We start from the raw sequence: 2,504 nt of genomic DNA, 5'->3' as shown, positions 1-2,504 counted from the left end.
CTTTTAAGGAATTGATCAATGGCGCGTCTAGCCCTGCTGAGTGTATCTAACAAAACTGGTTTAATTGACCTCGCCCGTAGCTTGGTTGAAGAATTTGACTTTGATTTAATCAGCAGTGGGGGAACAGCCCAAGCCCTCAAAGATGCGGGACTCCCTGTCACCAAAGTTGCAGATTACACAGGTTCACCAGAAATTTTAGGTGGTCGAGTCAAAACCCTACATCCCCGAATTCATGGCGGAATTTTGGCGCGGCGAGATGTTCCCCAAGATATTACAGATTTAGAAAATAACCAAATTCGCCCGATTGATTTAGTGGTGGTGAATCTTTATCCTTTTGAGGAAACGATCGCTAAACCAGGGGTAACATTAGCCCAAGCGGTTGAACAGATTGATATCGGTGGCCCAGCTATGCTGCGGGCATCATCGAAAAACTTTGCCCATCTCGCTGTATTATGCGATCCAGCACAGTATGACGAGTATTTGCAGGAATTGCGCCAAAATAACGGCGAAGCATCCCTAGAGTTTCGACAAAAGGCGGCTTTAAAAGGATTTTCGCATACTGCTAGCTATGATCAAGCGATCGCTTCTTACCTCGCAGAAGCACAGCAGTACACCCTTAGTGGTACACAATTACAATCTCTGCGTTACGGCGAGAATCCCCATCAACCCGCCACTTGGTATCAAACTGGTACTACTCCAACGGGATGGACAGCCGCGACAAAACTCCAAGGTAAAGAACTTAGTTACAATAACTTAGTTGATTTAGAAGCCGCACGCCGAATTATTGCTGAATTCACAGATACTCCAGCAGCAACGATTATTAAGCATACAAATCCCTGCGGTACGGCATTGGGAAGCAGTATTTCTGAAGCGTATCAAAAAGCTTTCAATGCTGATTCTACTTCTGCCTTTGGTGGAATTGTCGCACTCAACCGTCCGATTGATGCGGCTACAGCTAGCGAGTTAACCAAAACATTTTTAGAATGTGTGGTTGCACCAAGTTGTGATGCAGAAGCTCAAGAAATCCTGGCAAAGAAATCCAACGTGCGGGTTTTGACTCTAGCTGATTTGAGCAGTGGCCCTAAGGATACAGTGAAAGCGATCGCAGGTGGTTTCCTTGTCCAAACCGCCGATGATATAATTGCTGATACCAGTCAATGGCAAATAGTTACCGAACGTCAACCTACCGACAGCGAATTAGCCGAATTGCTGTTTGCTTGGAAAGTTTGCAAACACGTTAAATCTAATGCCATTGTTATCACAAGCGATCGCACTACACTAGGAGTAGGTGCTGGTCAAATGAACCGCGTCGGCTCAGTTAAAATTGCCCTAGAACAAGCTGGAGAAAAAGCCAAAGGTGCAATTCTAGCCAGCGATGGATTCTTCCCCTTCGATGATTCTGTGAAAACAGCCGCAGCAGCAGGAATTACAGCCATCGTCCAACCTGGGGGAAGTTTACGCGATAAAGATTCAATCAAAGCTGCGAACGAACTGGGTTTGCTGATGGTCTTAACTGGTGTACGTCACTTTTTACACTAAATTAGTGCCCATTAGGTGGGCAGTTTACAAAGTGTCACATAATTTACTTGCTTTTGGATTGAATTAGTGATATGTTTTAGTCGTGTGTGAGGAGCAAGTTAAAAATAAAAAGCGTTTGGGGTGGAAACACGGCAACACTCCCAAGCGCTTTTTAATTTGTCAGAAATTGGATTGCTTGGGCAATTTTAGAAATGTCACTCAATATACTTGCCATTTAATAAAAGTAATGATATTGTTTGATCGTGTGTGAGGAGCAAGTTAAGAATAAAAATGCCTGGGGTGGAAACACGGCAACACTCCCAGGCATTTTTAATTTGCATATTATGTTCAGTTGTAGTTAATTTCAAAGATGAGAAATTACTACAGCCAATTACCCACTAAAACAAAAGGGGCCCAATAATAAGGTAGCTTGTAATTGGTGTTAGGATGCTTTTCCATCAGATAAAGTTGAGCTTGTCGAAGTGCTTGAGCTTTTGTCAACTTGTGATCTTTTAAAACTTTATAAAACTGAATTGCGATCGCAGCTGTAGAATCATCTTTTACTTGCCAGAGAGTCGCTAGAGTACTACGCGCACCTGCTCGGACGGCAATTCCCGCTAAACCTAATGTGGCTCGTTTGTCTCCAGTCGCGGTTTCACAAGCGCTGAGGGTCAGTAATTCGATTGCTGGTGCATCGATGCGCGAGCCAATCCCAAGTAATTGATCGAAATTCTTGGCTTGCAGCAAGCGATCCCACAGCAAAACAAAGGTTTCTTCGGGGTTAGAACTGAAATTGCCGTGGGTAGCCAGGTGAATCACAGAAAAGGGAACGGATTCAACCGCCTGTTTCAGGCTAGCTGCGCTTAAGTCAGAGTTCAATAGTTGCGTACTGCTTGCTACTTCCGCCTGAATTTGTTCGAGTTCAACAGGGCTTAGAGGATGACAAGACAACTCTAAGCTATGCAGGACAAAACTTTGAGAAGATG

The 2,504-nt window shown here is 44.2% G+C and carries 2 protein-coding genes; one reads left to right on the top strand and one right to left on the bottom strand.

From position 1 onward, the window contains the following. Positions 1-18: 18 nt before the first annotated feature. Positions 19-1,539, top strand: coding sequence for a bifunctional phosphoribosylaminoimidazolecarboxamide formyltransferase/IMP cyclohydrolase (gene purH / locus VB740_RS14395; protein WP_323200667.1), 1,521 nt, complete (start codon positions 19-21; stop codon positions 1,537-1,539). Positions 1,540-1,899: 360 nt separating this feature from the next. Here the strand turns inward: purH and VB740_RS14390 are convergent. Then, on the bottom strand, positions 1,900-2,504 hold a 605-nt coding region (locus VB740_RS14390; protein ID WP_323200666.1), incomplete at its 5' end, for a CHAT domain-containing protein.

Source organism: Nostoc sp. UHCC 0251 (genome assembly GCF_034932245.1).
GTDB lineage: Bacteria > Cyanobacteriota > Cyanobacteriia > Cyanobacteriales > Nostocaceae > Nostoc.
Note: the sequence above shows the minus strand (reverse complement) of the source record. Positions and strands in the feature narration are given on the sequence as shown.

What these genes read in the sequence shown, in the direction of transcription:
- purH (WP_323200667.1), top strand. Translation starts at nt 19, where the DNA reads ATGGCGCGTCTAGCCCTGCTGAGTGTATCTAACAAAACTGGTTTAATT.